Origin of the sequence: Paraburkholderia tagetis (assembly GCF_022213065.1) — a bacterium.
GTDB lineage: Bacteria > Pseudomonadota > Gammaproteobacteria > Burkholderiales > Burkholderiaceae > Paraburkholderia > Paraburkholderia tagetis.
In genome coordinates this window covers 14,764-28,911 of record NZ_JAKLJA010000016.1, presented here as the reverse complement: position 1 = coordinate 28,911, position 14,148 = coordinate 14,764, and the positions used below count along the sequence as shown (strand labels likewise).

General features: G+C 65.3%; 14 protein-coding genes. 8 read left to right on the top strand and 6 right to left on the bottom strand.

Features of this window, described 5'->3' with window-relative positions; translation table 11 throughout:
* Positions 1–529: 529 nt before the first annotated feature.
* A complete protein-coding gene (locus L5014_RS19390; protein WP_238465365.1) occupies positions 530–1,741 on the top strand; it encodes a DNA-binding protein in 1,212 nt (403 codons plus the stop codon).
* Positions 1,742–1,863: 122 nt separating this feature from the next.
* On the opposite strand, the gene L5014_RS19385 is transcribed toward L5014_RS19390, so the two are convergent.
* From L5014_RS19385 to L5014_RS19375, 3 genes are all read right to left on the bottom strand, one after another.
* Positions 1,864–2,859, bottom strand: a complete 996-nt coding sequence (locus L5014_RS19385) for a tyrosine-type recombinase/integrase (RefSeq protein ID WP_238465364.1) — start codon at positions 2,857–2,859, stop codon at positions 1,864–1,866.
* Between the two features lie 168 nt (positions 2,860–3,027).
* Complete coding sequence (locus L5014_RS19380) at positions 3,028–3,432, bottom strand: DUF2471 family protein (RefSeq protein WP_238465363.1); 405 nt, start codon at positions 3,430–3,432, stop codon at positions 3,028–3,030.
* Between the two features lie 136 nt (positions 3,433–3,568).
* Complete coding sequence (locus tag L5014_RS19375) at positions 3,569–4,303, bottom strand: helix-turn-helix domain-containing protein (RefSeq protein WP_238465362.1); 735 nt, start codon at positions 4,301–4,303, stop codon at positions 3,569–3,571.
* A 123-nt stretch (positions 4,304–4,426) separates the two neighbouring features.
* Between L5014_RS19375 and L5014_RS19370 the strand changes: the two genes are divergently transcribed.
* Positions 4,427–5,626 carry a glycine C-acetyltransferase gene (locus L5014_RS19370; RefSeq protein WP_238465361.1) on the top strand — a complete coding sequence of 400 codons (1,200 nt, stop codon included), beginning with the start codon at positions 4,427–4,429 and terminating at the stop codon, positions 5,624–5,626.
* A gap of 18 nt (positions 5,627–5,644) precedes the next feature.
* Complete coding sequence (gene tdh / locus L5014_RS19365; protein WP_238465360.1) at positions 5,645–6,676, top strand: L-threonine 3-dehydrogenase; 1,032 nt, start codon at positions 5,645–5,647, stop codon at positions 6,674–6,676.
* Between the two features lie 36 nt (positions 6,677–6,712).
* Here tdh and L5014_RS19360 read toward each other — a convergent pair whose 3' ends face one another.
* Positions 6,713–7,417 (bottom strand): YceI family protein, encoded by a 705-nt coding sequence (locus tag L5014_RS19360; RefSeq protein WP_238465359.1) that lies wholly within the window; start codon positions 7,415–7,417, stop codon positions 6,713–6,715.
* A 201-nt stretch (positions 7,418–7,618) separates the two neighbouring features.
* On the opposite strand from L5014_RS19360, the gene L5014_RS19355 reads away from it, so the two are divergent.
* The 5 genes from L5014_RS19355 (at position 7,619) to L5014_RS19335 (ending at position 11,782) form a co-directional block, all read left to right on the top strand.
* Positions 7,619–8,452, top strand: a complete 834-nt coding sequence (locus L5014_RS19355) for a helix-turn-helix transcriptional regulator (RefSeq protein WP_238465358.1) — start codon at positions 7,619–7,621, stop codon at positions 8,450–8,452.
* A 194-nt stretch (positions 8,453–8,646) separates the two neighbouring features.
* Complete coding sequence (locus L5014_RS19350; protein WP_238465357.1) at positions 8,647–9,594, top strand: DMT family transporter; 948 nt, start codon at positions 8,647–8,649, stop codon at positions 9,592–9,594.
* Between the two features lie 88 nt (positions 9,595–9,682).
* On the top strand, positions 9,683–10,348 hold the full coding sequence (locus tag L5014_RS19345; RefSeq protein WP_238465356.1) for a TetR/AcrR family transcriptional regulator: 666 nt from the start codon (positions 9,683–9,685) through the stop codon (positions 10,346–10,348).
* Between the two features lie 250 nt (positions 10,349–10,598).
* Positions 10,599–11,093, top strand: a complete 495-nt coding sequence (locus tag L5014_RS19340) for a nuclear transport factor 2 family protein (RefSeq protein WP_238465355.1) — start codon at positions 10,599–10,601, stop codon at positions 11,091–11,093.
* Positions 11,094–11,299: 206 nt separating this feature from the next.
* On the top strand, positions 11,300–11,782 hold the full coding sequence (locus L5014_RS19335) for a hypothetical protein (RefSeq protein WP_420800099.1): 483 nt from the start codon (positions 11,300–11,302) through the stop codon (positions 11,780–11,782).
* Here L5014_RS19335 and L5014_RS19330 read toward each other — a convergent pair.
* Both L5014_RS19330 and L5014_RS19325 read right to left on the bottom strand, forming a co-directional pair.
* Positions 11,748–12,917: a glycosyltransferase family protein gene (locus L5014_RS19330; protein ID WP_238465353.1), complete on the bottom strand. Its 1,170-nt coding sequence runs from the start codon at positions 12,915–12,917 to the stop codon at positions 11,748–11,750. The two genes, L5014_RS19335 and L5014_RS19330, sit on opposite strands and share 35 nt — an antisense overlap.
* Positions 12,914–14,074: a DegT/DnrJ/EryC1/StrS family aminotransferase gene (locus L5014_RS19325; RefSeq protein WP_274389430.1), complete on the bottom strand. Its 1,161-nt coding sequence runs from the start codon at positions 14,072–14,074 to the stop codon at positions 12,914–12,916. The genes L5014_RS19330 and L5014_RS19325 overlap by 4 nt, the downstream gene beginning before the upstream one ends.
* Positions 14,075–14,148 lie beyond the last annotated feature (74 nt).

The window sequence follows — 14,148 nt, the reverse complement described above, 5'->3', positions numbered from 1 at the left end:
GTCAAGAATCACGGCGATCCCGAATCCGCTCACGTCCTGTCCCGCAAGCGCTCACCGCCTTCCCCGAAGCCCATCACCCGCCTGTCCCGCAGAGGCTCACCACCTGTCCCGTAAAGCTTCACCTCACCGGGCTGGAACCCAAGCCAGGTAAGGGTTTGCCGTGGCGTTAACGTCTTTTAACAGGTATCAAGGGTGTTTACTTTTATTACTCTCAAGCACTTCAACCCCGCGAGCCCTTCGGGATATCCACATCCCAACGTCACATAGAAACGTTCGCGCCAGGACAAGGGCTCGTGAAACAGCGCCAATAAATGGTTCGTAACTGGAAAGCTAAGTGTTTACAATGACTTATAGAAGAATCTTCGTTTTGTTTCACGAAATGCCAAACCGGACGACACTAAAATAGTCGTTTGAAGTGCCTGCTGCATCTGGATTTCACGTCTACCAGAAACCATGCAGATAAACGTATCGATCAATACGTAATTTGTTATTATTCGATCGTTACCTGTTACCCCTCGCAGAGACGATCATGATCCGAGACGAAGACCGCCAGGCCCTCCGCGAAGAGCTCGAGGCATTGCGCAAAGACGGCGCACGACGCCAGGAGTTGTCGCTACACGCCTGCAAGCGTCTCTTTTTTGACTTCGGTATTCGTCCCTCAATGGCCACCGTCCGGGATTTGACCCAGACCGGCAGCGCCAGCGACATTCCCAAGGACATCGAGCTTTTCTGGCAACGCATCCGTGCGGCATCCAAGGTGCGCGTCGGCAACGGCGCCATTCCGCCCGCGCTGGAAGAGCGCGCCGGAGAGCTTCTCGGTGCACTCTATGAAGAGGCCCGAACGCTCGCCCGGCAAACCCTCGAAGTCGAGCGCAAGGAAATCGAGTCTGGCCGCGACGACGCCGAGCAGGCGTTACGGGATGCACAAGCCCGTCACCTTGCCGCCGACGAAATGCTTCAACGCAGCGAGGCGCGTATCGAGGCCGCCTGGGCCCGCGTGCGCGAACTCGAAAGCCAGTTGGCGAGCGCATCCGCGCATGGCGCGTCGCACCATGACAGCCTGCAGGCGACGGTGCGTCGTCTCGAGGCCGAAAACGAGTCGCTGCACAAGCGTATCGAGACGGAACAGAGCACCAACGCCGGTCTGCGCGACCGGATCGACGGGTTGCACGAGGAAATGCGCAAAAGTACCGAGCACTACGCGCAACAGATCAAGGATGCGCTCGCCGAGGCCGAGCGTCGCGTGAAGCCGATGCTGGTCGAACTGGATTCGCTGCGCACGATGTCGTCCACCTGGCAGTCGGCACAGCGCGACGCAAGCAAGAAGGAGTTCGAGTTTATCCAGCAACTGGCCACGGCCAAGGCGCGGGCGGATCGCCTCGATGCCGTGTTGCGCGAGCGCTCGGACGAGGTCGACGTGCTCACGCGGCAGGTGGCGACGTTGCGCACGCAACATGGTGTCGACGGCTCGGTCGCCGGTGTGCTGTGTGCGCTTGCACAGTCGGGACGCCTGGGCGACGAAGAGCTCGCGCAGCTCGGCACGGTCGTCGATGGCCACGTGAGCCTGCCCGCGCACTGTCCGAACTGTGAGGACGGCGAGCCGGAACTGGCGCAGGTCGATGGGCGCTTCGAACTGTCGTGTCCCGAATGCGAATATACGTCGGGCCTGGGCGCGTCGCGGCTGGAGGCTGTCGCGCGCTTCGTCGCGGGCAAGAAGGATGCCCGTCATCCCATAAGGTGAGCGTTTTCGGGAAGTCCAGGGCGACGGAAAAGTGAGCCTTTACGGGAGTGGCAGCGCGATGTAATGCAGGCGGGCAGCGCTTTTGCGCCCAGCTTTTGTGCCTCGTTTTTGCGTCGAGCTTGTCAGCTTGCGTCGGGCGCCGCGTCCTCGGTCTGAGCGGGGACGTTCCGGTCGGCCCAGATGCGCCACGCACGATGCAGCCGGCCGGCGGAAATCGGTTGCAAAAAGCCGAGCCACTGGCCGACCTGATCGGCATCCACGCCGCGCTCGAACAGATCTGCCGCGAAGCTGTTGCGCAGGGTTTGCGGGCTCGCCCGCTCGGCGCGGGTTTCCGCGATGCCCGCCTCTTCCATCAGCGCATCGATCGCGCGCAACACGGTGGCCTTGTGCATCGGACGCCCATTGGGCGAGCCGGGAAACACGAGCTGCCCGGGCAGTCCCGCCAGGCGGCGCGCTTCGAGCCATGCCCCCATCACGTCGACTGCGAACGGTGCCAGCCGCGTGCTGTGCGTAAAGGCTGGGTTATCGGCTTCGATGGTGATCCATTCCGAGCCGATCGCGGTGGCGTCGAGCTTGAGCGCGATGGCGTCGCCGGTCTTCAGGCCGCCGCCGAGGAAGATGGCGACGAGCGCGCGGTCGCGCCGCTCGCGCCAGCGCTTCGCGGCCGACTGCTCGGTGAGCGGCGCGAATAGCTGTGCAATCACGGCGGCGCGTTCCGTGGCGGTGAGAAAACCGGTGGGCTCGTTCTCGCGCGCATTGCGCCAGGCCGCCTCGCCGTCCTGGGCGATGAAGCGCGCGGGGTTCGTGGAGGCCAGCTCGATCTGGCGCACGTGGTCGAGCACGCGTTCGATGAGGCGCAGATAGCGCAGCCGCTGCGGCTTCTTCACGTCGAGCCCCGCGACGAATTCGGCGATCGTGCCGGTGTCCACGGAAACAATCGTCTTGCGCCTGAGCGCGAGCCACTCGAGGAATCGCCCCCATTGCACGCGGTAGACGTCGGCGGATGACTGGCGCAGGTCCTGGGACGCGAGCCAGGCATCGAAAGCGGCGGCCGGGTCGTGTTGCCAGTCCTTGCGTTGCTGGTCGAAAAGGTCGCGAGAGGAATGGGAGGCGCTCATCACTATGCTTCCGTTAGTTGCGTTGCATAGGGGATTTTATCGAAATCCCCATGCTGCGGGGCACTGCCATGCGACGACGCTGGCAATGCCGCCCAGACTCACCGTACCCATAGAACTCACAGGACCCACAGGACCCACAGGACCCAATAGAACCGCAGGTCATGATCATCAGCCGCCCCAGGCACGCGGGCGCTTCACCGCGCGCCGCTGTTGGGCTTCGCGCTGAGCAGCGTCCGCGCCCTGGGCCGCTCGCTCATAGGCGCTGACGGCGAAGGCGAACACGGCCGGCAGTGCATTGGACTGCCCGAAATCGACCGTTTCGTCGGTTTCCGGATACGCGAGGTCACCCGGGCGCTGGAACAGGCCGAGCATGAGCATGTCGTGGCGGCTCGCGAACCCCAGGTCGGCGAGCGCTTCCGCTTCGATCGCGTGCAACAGGCGCCAGCTAAGCGGCACCTGCTGGGCGATATAGCGCTGCGCGATGTTGCGCACGATCTGTTCGAGGTCGCGTGCGGCCGCCTGAAAACGCAAGGCGGCCAGCTCTTGCTCGTTCGGTATTCGCGAGGTCTGCATGGGCTCTCCGGTCGTTCTTTTTACTGTATGAATATACAGTAGTCGGAGCGATCGTGCAGCCTCATTGGCCGTTCGGCCAGGCGCGTCGAACGCTGCGCGATGGAGGGACGGCAGTGGCGAGACGAACGCGTCACGTTCAGCCGTGGATCACGATCAGCAGCGCGCGCGCCTCGCCCTTGCCCACGTTGCGGATCGCGTGCGGCTGGTCGGCGATATAGCGCGCCGTGTCCGCCGCCTTCAGGCGTTCGTGCGCGCCCGCCGCCTCCACCTCGATCGTCCCTTGCAGCACCGTGAGATGTTCGCGCGTGCCGGGTTCGTGCGCAGCCGATACCAGCGCGCCGCCCGGCTTGAGCGTGAGTTCGTACCACTCGAAATGGCCGGCCAGTTCGATCGGCCCCCAGACGCGCAGTTGATAGCCGGCCTCGTGACCGTGCAGCGTCGGGATGTCGTGCGGCCCGGCCACCGTGATGGTGTCGGGCGCGCGCGGCGCCGCGAACAGCGAATCGAGCTTCACGCCCAGCGCGTTCGTGAGCCGCCAGGCCACGGCGATCGTCGGGTTCGCCTTGTCGCGCTCGATTTCCGATAGCATGGATTTCGAGACACCGGCCGCGCGCGAGAGCTCGTCGAGCGTCATCCTGCGCTCGCTGCGCAGACGCTGGATCTGCTCGCCCACGCGCGGCGGCGCGGCAGGCGCGGCGATGCCGGGCAGTTCCGCCGCCGGGCTGCCTGTGGCGCGGGATTTGCGGGTGCGGGCTTTGGCATCAGCGCTGGTGCCGGCGTTGACGTTGACTGCGGCGCCGGAGTCTTCGGCCGACGGATCCGGGGATGCCGCGCGCTTGAGCGCGCGTGAACCTGAGCCGGTGCTTGCCATGGACTGCCTCATCGATTAAAGTTGTTCGATATATCGAACTTGAGTTCGGAAAAACGAATAATTTCGCCTGGGGCTGACGGCGACTATAGCAGCCGCGGTTCTACATGTCAGGAGCACGATGCAATGGCTACTCCCTATCTCGATCACCTGCGCGCGACGCTCGACCAGATTCGCGCGGACGGTTTCTACAAGAGCGAGCGCGTGATCGCGACGCCGCAGTCGTCGTCCATCGGACTCGCCGACGGCAGCGACGTGCTGAACTTCTGCGCCAATAATTACCTGGGTCTAGCGAACGACGCGCGCCTGATCGCCGCCGCGAAGGACGGGCTCGAGCGCGACGGCTTCGGCATGGCCTCGGTGCGCTTTATCTGCGGCACGCAAACGGTGCACAAGCAACTCGAAAGCGCACTCGCCGCGTTCCTGCAGACCGACGACTGCATCCTCTATTCGAGTTGCTTCGACGCCAACGGCGGCCTGTTCGAAACGCTGCTCGGCGAGGAGGACGCGATCATCAGCGACGAACTCAACCACGCGAGCATCATCGACGGCGTGCGGCTCTCGAAGGCGCGCCGCTATCGCTACAAGAACAACGATCTCGCCGATCTCGAAGCGAAGCTGCGCGAAGCCGATGAAGCGGGTGCGCGCTACAAGCTCATCGCGACCGATGGCGTGTTCTCGATGGACGGCATCATCGCGGACTTGAAGGGCATCTGCGATCTGGCCGATCGCTACGGCGCGCTCGTGATGGTCGACGACTCGCACGCCGTGGGTTTCATCGGCGCGCATGGCCGGGGCACGCCCGAGCACTGCGGTGTGGCGCAGCGCGTGGACATCATCACGGGCACGCTCGGCAAGGCGCTGGGCGGCGCATCGGGCGGCTATGTGGCGGCGAAGAAGGAAGTGATCGAGCTGCTGCGTCAGCGCTCGCGTCCGTATCTGTTCTCGAACACGCTCACGCCGAGTATCGCGGCCGCGTCGCTTGCGGTGCTCGAACTGATCGCGAGCGATGAGGGCGCGCAACTGCGCGCGCGCGTGCAGGCCAACGGCGCGCATTTCCGCCGCGAGATGAGCGCGCTCGGCTTCACGCTCGTGCCTGGCGAGCACCCGATCATTCCCGTGATGCTGGGCGATGCGCGAGTGGCCGCGCAGATGGCGGACGCGCTCTTGCACGAAGGCGTCTACGTGATCGGCTTTTCGTATCCGGTCGTGCCCAAGGGCCGCGCGCGCATTCGCACGCAGATGAGCGCGGCGCACACGCCCGAACAGATCGACCGCGCCGTGGCCGCATTTGCGCACGCGGGCAAGCAGCTTGGCGTGATTTGAAAAGGATGACGAAATAAAATGAAAGCACTCGCCAAACTCGAACGTGGCCCGGGCCTCACGCTGACTCGCGTAAAGAAGCCTGAAGTCGGCCACAACGATGTGATGATCAAGATCCGCCGCACGGCGATCTGCGGCACCGATATCCATATCTGGAAGTGGGACGACTGGGCGCAGAAGACCATTCCGGTGCCCATGCATGTGGGCCACGAGTACGTGGGCGAGATCGTCGAGATGGGCCAGGAAGTGCGCGGCTTTGCGATCGGCGACCGCGTCTCGGGCGAAGGGCATATTACCTGCGGTTTTTGCCGCAACTGTCGCGCGGGGCGTCGGCATCTGTGCCGCAACACCACGGGCGTGGGCGTGAACCGCGAAGGTGCATTCGCCGAATACCTCGTGATTCCGGCCTTCAACGCATTCAAGATTCCGCCCGAGATCTCCGACGATCTCGCCGCGATCTTCGACCCGTTCGGCAATGCCACGCATACGGCGCTTTCGTTCAACCTCGTGGGCGAGGACGTGCTCATCACCGGCGCGGGGCCCATCGGCATCATGGCCGTGGCGATCGCAAAACACGTGGGCGCGCGCAACGTGGTGATCACCGATGTGAACGATTACCGGCTCGAACTCGCGCGCAAGATGGGCGCGACGCGCGCGGTGAATGTCTCGCGCGAATCGCTGCGCGACGTGATGAGCGAACTGCACATGACCGAGGGCTTCGATGTGGGCCTCGAAATGTCGGGTGTGCCGAGCGCGTTCACGGCGCTGCTCGAGTCGATGAACCATGGCGGCAAGGTCGCGCTGCTTGGTATTCCGCCCGCGCAGACCGCCATCGACTGGAATCAGGTCATCTTCAAGGGCCTCGAAATCAAGGGCATTTATGGCCGCGAGATGTTCGAGACCTGGTACAAAATGGTCGCGATGCTGCAAAGCGGACTCGATCTTTCGCCCATCATCACGCACCGCTTCAGCGTGGACGACTATGAGAAAGGCTTCGCCGCGATGCTCTCGGGCGAGAGCGGCAAGGTGATTCTCGACTGGACCGGCGCCTGAGGTGTCGCCCTTTCATTGCGCTTCTTGTTGCATCTTTCATTGCGTCGCCGCTGCGGGAGCACCCGGCGGCGCCTGTTCGAACTCGGCCTGAATGCGCACGTCGATCTCGTCGCCGACGGCCGGGTACCACGTCGTCAGCCCGAATTTCGCGCGGCTGAAGCGCCCGGTGGCGGCGAAGCCGAGCGTCGGCTGCTTCGTGAGCGGGTCCGGCGCATAGCCGTTGAACACTACGTCAAGCGTGACCGGCTGCGTCACACCATGAATCGTGAGGTCGCCAGTGAGCTTGCCTGCGGGCTTGCCGCCTACGTCGGCGGTGCGCTCGAAACGCGTGCTCGCGAAGCGGATCTGCGCATAGCGCTCGACATCGAGCATCTCCGAACCCTTCACCATGCGGTCGAGTAGCGGCACATTGGTGTCGAGACTCGCGGCGTCGATCGTGGCCTCCACCCTGGCGTCCTCCAGCGCGTGCGCGGGCCAGTCGAGCTGTGCGCTCGCACGGTCGAAGCGCATCACGAAGCGCGTGTAATGCAGATGGTCGGCGTCGAACACGATGCTCCAGTGATGCGCGTCGAGCGTGTAGTGCCCCGCCGGCACGGACGTCTCGGTGGGACTCACGCTGTGCGTGAGCACGCGCAGCGGCATGCAGCCGGGCAGCAGGCAGGCCAGGGCCAGCGCGGCGCACCATGTGCGGCGGCGTGCTTGAAGGGTGACTGGGGCGGCTGCGGCTGGGGGGCGGTGCATGGTGTCTCCGTTTCGGGTGCCTGGCGTGGGATTGTAGTTAGAGCCGTTACTGTAGTTACGAAAGGCGGCACCTTTTTGTTCCATCGACGGTCTCGATTGCCACGCGGCCCGTTTTCAGGTTTGATACGCGGATCGGAGCCGGTTACTGGAACTGGAACGCGTGAATCCGGGGCAACCCGCCCACCCGAAGGAAGCCGCCGCATGCCCACCGCGAACGATTCGGTCTGCTTTCACAGCACGCATCTGCACGAGGTCGACGCCATGACGGCGGCCACGGCGCGCAGCTTCGCGCGCCATGCGCACGACCAGTACGGCATCGGCGTGATCGACGCGGGCGGCCACGTGTCGCTCTCCGATGCGGGCGTGGTCGAGGCAGTGCCCGGCAACCTCATTCTCGTCAATCCCGGCGAAGTGCACGACGGCCGCCCGCTCGGCGCGGGCGCGCGAAGCTGGCGCATGCTCTACTTCGAGCCGCGCTGGATCGACGCGTTGCAGGCCGACATCACCCAGGGCGACGACGCGGGTTTCGCGCTCTTCGCGCCCGTGATCGCCGACCCGCTCCTGCGCGCGTTGTTCGACGCCGCGTTTGCCTGCGCCACGGGAGCAGGCGACGACCTCGCGGCCATGGCATTCGACGGCGCGGCGCTCGACGCCATGACGCGGCTCGTGCGCGGCCTCGGCCACCGCCGGCCGCTTGCGCCCTGCTCGCCGCTGGCCGTGGCGCGCGTGCGCGAGATGATCGACGCCGACCCGGGCCAGGCCTTCTCGCTCGCCGATCTCGCCAGCGCCGCGGGGCTCAGCCGCTTCCAGCTCCATCGCGGCTTCGTGCAGGCGTTCGGCGTGCCGCCTCACCAGTACCTCCTCCATTGCCGCATCGGACTCGCGCGGCGTCTGCTCAAGGCCGGCCAGGCGCCCGCCCAGGCGGCGCTCGCGGCCGGCTTCTGCGACCAGAGCCATCTGAACCGCGCGTTCGCCCGCCAGTTTGGCGTATCGCCGGGCCGTTACCGGCTCGCGCATGGCGCCGGCCCGGCCTGACGGTTGCCGGCGGTTGCAGCGGCCGGCCGCCGAGGGCTGCCGCCGATAGCCGGTGGTTGCGGAAAGTGGGCGGTGGTTGCCGGTGGTTGCCCGTAACTGCCGATGATCGCCGACAGCTGCAACTTGCCGCACACCGATCCAAGACGGCGCGGCCGCCACGTTTTATACCGGTGCTTCATTCCCTGGAGCGCCCCATGTCCTCTTCGCTGTCACCCGTGAAATCGCCGCGCGCGTCGTCGTCGCGGTCCGTTGCGCATCTGCAGTTGACCCTCGCCATGATCACCGTGGGCAGCACGGTGATCGCCAGCAAGATCATCGGCGCGGAGCTCGATCCCATGCCCGCGACCGCCTTGCGTTTCGCGTTCGCATTGCCCGTGTTTCTCGTGCTCATGCGCGTGACGGGCACAACGTTTCCCCGCCCCAGCCTGCGCGACGCGGGCCTGCTGATCGCGCAGGCGGCGATCGGCAGTGTCGGCTACACCGTTTTGCTGATCGCCGGGACGCAGCGGACCTCGGCCGCCGACGCGGGGATCATCCTCGGCACCTTGCCCGCCGTGTGTGCGCTCACCGCCGCCGTGGTGCTGCGCGAGCGCCTGGGCGCAAGCACGCTGGCCGCGGTGATCGTGGCGAGCCTTGGCGTGGCGCTGGTCACGCTCGCGCCCGCCGCGCAGCACGAAGGCAACGGCTCGCTGACGGGCGACGCGCTGCTGATCGGCGCGGTGGTCTGCGAGAGTCTTTTCGTGCTGCTGAACAAGCGTCTCGCGACGCCCTGGCCGCCGCTCGCGCAATCGACCGCGATGACCGGCATCGGTTTTGTCGTGTCCGCCATCGCGGCGCTGCCCGACTGGCCGGCCACATTGCATGCGCTCCCGCCGCATGCCTTGCTCGCCGTGGCTTACTACGCGCTGGTGCCGACCGTGGGCGGCTTTTGGCTCTGGTACACGGGCGCGGCGCGCGTGACGGGCGCCGAGGCGGCCATCTTCACGGCCGTCGCGCCCGTCTCGGGCGTCGTGCTCGCGGCGCTCGTGCTGGGCGAGCCGCTCACGCCCGCCCGCCTTGCCGGGCTCGCGCTCGTTGTCGCGGCCGTTTTTGTGATTGCCGGACCGGCCATGCGGCGGCGTGCGGGCGGCCCTGATGCATGAACCCACCACCAACCGCCGGAACGCCCGGGCGGGCTCGAGTCCAGATCGCGTCTTGACTTGGGAGAATGATCGTTCTACATTGCGCGATATGGAGAACGATCGTTCCACCTCGTCCGATGCACGCGAGCGTCTGCTCGATGCCGCCGAGGCGCTCGTCTATGCGGGCGGCATTCATGCCACCGGGGTCGACGCGATCGTCCGCGCGGCGGGCGCCGCGCGCAAGAGTTTCTACACCTGGTTCGAGTCTAAGGACGCGCTGGTGGCCGCCGCACTCACGCGCCGCGACGAGCGCTGGATGCGCTGGTTCACCGAAGGCACGGAGAAACGCGGACGCACGCCGCGCACGCGCCTGATCGGCATGTTCGATGTGTTGCGCGAGTGGTTTGCCTCGGAAGGCTTTCACGGCTGCGCGTTCCTGAACGCCGCGGGCGAGACCGCCTCACCCGACGATCCGGTGCGCGAGGTCGCCCGCCTGCACAAGGCGCGGCTGCTCGCGTTCATCGGCGAGCAATGCGAGGCGTGGGCCCAAACGGTTGGCGCGGACCGGCGCGTGGCGGCGCGGCTTGCGCGCCAGTGGTTGATTCTGATCGACGGCGCGATTGGCGTGGCGCTCGTGAGCGGCGACGCCGACGCGGCACTCGATGCGCGTGCCGCCGGCCGGCAGTTGCTCGATGCGTTTGCGCCCCGGCCGGCTCGATCGCCTCGAACACGCGACGCCGGGGCCGAGCAGGACGCGCGCAAGGTCGTGCGCTAAGTCGTGCGTCAGGTCGTGCGTCAGGTCGTGCGAATACGCAGCTAGCCGCGCGAATACGCCGCTGGCTGCGCAGGCTTCGCGTTTCCTTCGCTGCCGCTCGCTTTATGTTGGCGGCGGCTTCTACCGCTTTTCCGCTGTTTCCCGCCGCATTTCACGATTTATCGCGGCTTGTCGCGGTTCGTTGCCGTTTCTCTTCATTTCCGTTTGAGCGCGCCGTTGCGGCGCGCCACCCTCGCCAAGGAGTCCAGACATGAGCGCCACCAACACGACGTCTACCGCCGAAGTTCGTCCGCCGCTGCCGCCCTTCACCCGCGAGACCGCGACCCAGAAAGTGCGCGGCGCCGAGGACGGCTGGAACACGCGCGATCCGCAGCGCGTTGCGCTCGCCTACACGCCGCAAAGCGTCTGGCGCAATCGCGCCGAGTTCGTGACGGGCCGCGAGGCCATCGTCGCGTTTCTCACGCGCAAGTGGGCGCGCGAACTCGATTACCGGCTCATCAAGGAACTGTGGGCGTTCACCGACAATCGCATCGCGGTGCGCTTCGCCTACGAGTGGCACGACGATTCGGGCAGCTGGTTCCGCTCGTATGGCAACGAGAACTGGGAGTTCGACGAGAACGGGCTGATGGCGCGCCGCCATGCGTCCATCAACGACGTGCCGATTCGCGAGGCGGACCGGCTGTACCATTGGCCGCTCGGCCGCCGCCCCGACGATCATCCGGGCCTGAGCGATCTGGGGCTCTGAACAGGCCCTGGCACGCTGCTCGAAGGGTTCATCGCGGCGACTTACCGGGCTGGCAAGATGGGCGCGCCGAATGATATAAGCAAATTCAGCAGCAGACCCCAACAGCAGACGAACCGAAGCAATTCGGCGAGCGAGAGGACGGAGAGCCCATGCGGTGTTGGCAAGTGCGCGGACAAAAAAGCCCGCAAAGAAAGATCGCCAGAGCCGTGGCGATCACAGCGCTCACGGCGTTCGCGCTTGTCGCCGCAACGAGCGCCCGCGCGGCCAACTGGTGCGGCGCCGGCCTGTGGGTGGATGCGATGGTGGGCTCGTATCACATCCATCCCGACAAGGATTTCGAGCAGTTCAACCCGGGCCTGGGCATCGAATGCTGGCCCAGCGACACATGGGGGCTCACGGCGGGCGGCTTTCGTAATTCGCTCAGGCGGCCCTCATGGTACGGCGGCGCGCTCTGGGCACCGGAGTTCCTGCATTGGGGCTACGTGCGTCTGGCGGCAATGGGCGGCATCATCTCCGGCTACAACTATGGCAACTGGGGGCTCGGCCACAATCACACGATCGGGCCGGTGGCCGCGCCCATCGTGATGGTTGCGTACAAGCGCGTGGGCGTGAACTTCATCGTGATTCCGCCGATTCCTTCTGACGACCTGCCGTTTACGATCGGGTTTCAACTGCGGGTGAAGTTCTGAGCGTCCGTGAGTGTTGCTCGCAGGCATCGAAGCATTCGCGATACTGCTGCCGGCAAGTCTCCCATCCGAACATGTCGATGGCATGCTGCCGTCGCGCGGCCACCGTCTGCGCCGCCGAGAAGCGCGGCCAGTTTTCTGTGACGAAGCGCACCACCTCCGGCAGGTTTTCTTCGTGCTCGAAGAGCAGCACATTGTCGAACTGCTCCGCGACCCATTGCATGAACGGAATGGCCCGGCCGATCACCACCGGCACACGGCCGATCGCCTCGAAGAACGCGCCGCTCACCAGCATTGAATCGGCCACGTGCGGCAGGATCAGAACGTCGGCGGCGCTGATGCGCTCGTCGAATTCGGCGTCGCTCAAAAAGCGCGCGTCGAGCGTGACGCACGCCGAGAGGTCCCGCTCGTGCAGGATCGCGTGCAGCGCATCGACATAAGCCGCCTGAGCGCGCCCGGCAATCAGCAGTGTGTGGCCGGCCGGCCAGGCGGCGAGCACTTGCGCAATACCCTTGTAGGGTTCGACGGTGCCGAGAATCGCAAACGACGGTTTGCGCATGCCATCGCGCGCGGCATGCATGGTCTGTGTGGTCTGCGCCGCGCGTCCCGGCACGTCCCAATAGAGCGGATGCGGCAGATACCGCGCGCGAAAATGCCCGGCGTAGTGGGGATCGTGCACGATGCGCACATCGGCGAGCCAGCGCACGAGCGACATCAAGGCGACCGAAAGCACGCGCACGGCGCCGCGCGCATTGTGGACCGCGTGGTCGTGCACGAAGCACACGACCCGCGCGCGGCCGAGCGCCATCAACGCGCAATAGAGCAGCACCACCGGCACGCCGCGCAGCCGCGGCACGACCCCTCGCCCCGTGTCGACGAAAGCACGCAGTTCGAGCCAGTGCAGCATCAGCACCGTCGAGCGCCTGAAGAGGTCGACGAATCCGCCGCGAAGCAGGTACCGCAACGATAGCGGCCGAACTTCATAGCCGATGTCGCGCAGCAGTTGCTTCTGCAAATCGATGTAGGGGTTCGTCGTATTGGTGAACGGCGAGAGCAGTACGCGCGGCGCCCGCTTGTGCACTTCATGCGCTTGATGCGCTTCATGCGCCTGGCGCGCCTCGCGAGTTGGTGCGCTCATTGCACCGCGGCGGCTGTGGTGGCCGAGGTGGCCGAGGCGGCGGCCAGCACGATGTCGATGATGCGATCCTGCACTTCGCGCTCGAGCATCGGGAAGACGGGCAGACACAACACCTGCTCTGCAATCTTCTGTGCCACCGGCAGATTCCCGGGCGCCGCCGAAGCCACGCTGCTATAGGCGGGAAATTCGCTGATCAGCGGATAGAAGTAGCGCCGCACCGCGATCTGGCGCGCACGCAGTTCAGCATAGAGCGCATCGCGGCTGAGCGGAAAATCTGGCGTTACGAGCACCGGAAAATACGCATGGTTAGGCGTACTGTCTGCGCCGATTTGATGCAGACGCAGCCCTTTCACGTGACCGAGACGCTCGCGATAATGCGCGTCGATGCGCGCGCGCGCCGCGTGAGTCCAGTTCACGTGCTGTAACTGCACGAGACCGAACGCCGCCTGAACCTCGTTCATCTTGCCGTTGATGCCATGCCCCACCACGGTCACTTCGTCCTGAATGCCGAAGTTCTTGAGGCGGTCGATGCGCCGCTTCATTTGCGCGTCGCGGCAGACGATCGCGCCGCCTTCGAAGGTATGAAAGATCTTGGTGCCATGAAAGCTCAGTACGGACATGTCGCCGAAGCTCAGAACCGGGCGCCCGTTGCGCCGCACGCCGAACGCGTGCGCGGCATCGTAGATCACCTTCAGGCCATGACGATTCGCGATGCGCTCGATCTCTTCGACCTCGCACGGATTGCCGTAGACATGCACGGGCATGATGGCGTGCGTCGCGGGCGTAATCGCCGCTTCGATACGCGCTGGATCGAGATTCATGCTCACGGGGTCGATATCGGCGAAAACCGGCTTGATGCCGTTCCAGTGAATCGCATGCGTTGTCGCGACGAAGGAGAACGGCGTGGTGATGACTTCGCCCGTGATCTCCAACGCCTGCAAGGCCGTGATCAGCGCGAGCGTGCCGTTCGAAAACAGGCTGATATGCTCGACGCCGAGGTGCTCGCAAAGCGCCTGCTCCAGTTGACGGTGCAGCGGACCGTCGTTCGTCACCCAGCGATTCGACCAGATCTGCTCGAGATAAGGCACGAATTCCGCGAGGGGCGGCAAAAAGGGTTGCGTGACCGGCACTACTGCGGCTTGCGTGTCGTTCATCATGATGTTTGTCCCGTAAGCGTGTCTGTCGATCGTTTCCAGATGGGCCGGCGTTTGCTGCAATCCACGAATCAATC

Coding starts and splice junctions, on each gene's coding strand:
- L5014_RS19330 (WP_238465353.1), bottom strand. CDS start 12,917: ATGAGCGCACCAACTCGCGAGGCGCGCCAGGCGCATGAAGCGCATCAA.
- L5014_RS19375 (WP_238465362.1), bottom strand. CDS start 4,303: ATGGCAAGCACCGGCTCAGGTTCACGCGCGCTCAAGCGCGCGGCATCC.
- L5014_RS19360 (WP_238465359.1), bottom strand. CDS start 7,417: ATGCACCGCCCCCCAGCCGCAGCCGCCCCAGTCACCCTTCAAGCACGC.
- L5014_RS19385 (WP_238465364.1), bottom strand. CDS start 2,859: ATGAGCGCCTCCCATTCCTCTCGCGACCTTTTCGACCAGCAACGCAAG.
- L5014_RS19380 (WP_238465363.1), bottom strand. CDS start 3,432: ATGCAGACCTCGCGAATACCGAACGAGCAAGAGCTGGCCGCCTTGCGT.
- L5014_RS19390 (WP_238465365.1), top strand. CDS start 530: ATGATCCGAGACGAAGACCGCCAGGCCCTCCGCGAAGAGCTCGAGGCA.
- L5014_RS19355 (WP_238465358.1), top strand. CDS start 7,619: ATGCCCACCGCGAACGATTCGGTCTGCTTTCACAGCACGCATCTGCAC.
- L5014_RS19370 (WP_238465361.1), top strand. CDS start 4,427: ATGGCTACTCCCTATCTCGATCACCTGCGCGCGACGCTCGACCAGATT.
- L5014_RS19340 (WP_238465355.1), top strand. CDS start 10,599: ATGAGCGCCACCAACACGACGTCTACCGCCGAAGTTCGTCCGCCGCTG.
- L5014_RS19350 (WP_238465357.1), top strand. CDS start 8,647: ATGTCCTCTTCGCTGTCACCCGTGAAATCGCCGCGCGCGTCGTCGTCG.
- tdh (WP_238465360.1), top strand. CDS start 5,645: ATGAAAGCACTCGCCAAACTCGAACGTGGCCCGGGCCTCACGCTGACT.
- L5014_RS19345 (WP_238465356.1), top strand. CDS start 9,683: ATGGAGAACGATCGTTCCACCTCGTCCGATGCACGCGAGCGTCTGCTC.
- L5014_RS19325 (WP_274389430.1), bottom strand. CDS start 14,074: ATGATGAACGACACGCAAGCCGCAGTAGTGCCGGTCACGCAACCCTTT.